Genomic DNA, 473 nt, shown 5'->3' on the forward strand with positions numbered 1-473 from the left:
ATACTTGTTAGGGAATTCTCAGGAAGGGCTATTAAGGCAATTACTGTATTTTGTGCGATTTCAGTTGTATGCTTAGGCGCAATCTCAGTAGTTAAGCATGAGCAAGGAAAGCTACAAGAGAATGATGGTTTGGAGTCGTACGTATATACGATAAATTCAACGAACTATTACCAAGAAGTTCAGGCCAACAACTATGGTAACTTTAATGATTATCTACCTGGCAAAGGAACAATGGGAAGTGGGCCAATATATGTTCATACGGATCCGTGGATTAATATGACACAAGTGAAGGGGACATACGATCGAGCGGAGTTCAAACTAGTATCTGGGAAGTCGGGTCTTGGGTCACTTGCTTTGGCAAGATATAAAGGTATATCTTATCAGATTAGACTAAATGGTAAGAAGGTTAACCTGGTTAACCTGGTTAACTCTGATGGAATAAAACTGTCTATACCCAAGGGAATATCTTATTT

1 protein-coding gene is annotated in these 473 nt (G+C 39.1%); it reads left to right on the plus strand.

Going from position 1 to position 473, the window contains the following annotated elements; genetic code table 11:
• A partial coding sequence (locus tag ACEWB7_RS17545; RefSeq protein WP_411581029.1) for a hypothetical protein occupies positions 1 to 473 on the plus strand: 473 nt, incomplete at both ends.

Origin of the sequence: Acinetobacter sp. NIOH-H-8 (genome assembly GCF_046635365.1) — a bacterium.
In the GTDB taxonomy this organism is placed as follows: Bacteria; Pseudomonadota; Gammaproteobacteria; order Pseudomonadales; family Moraxellaceae; genus Acinetobacter.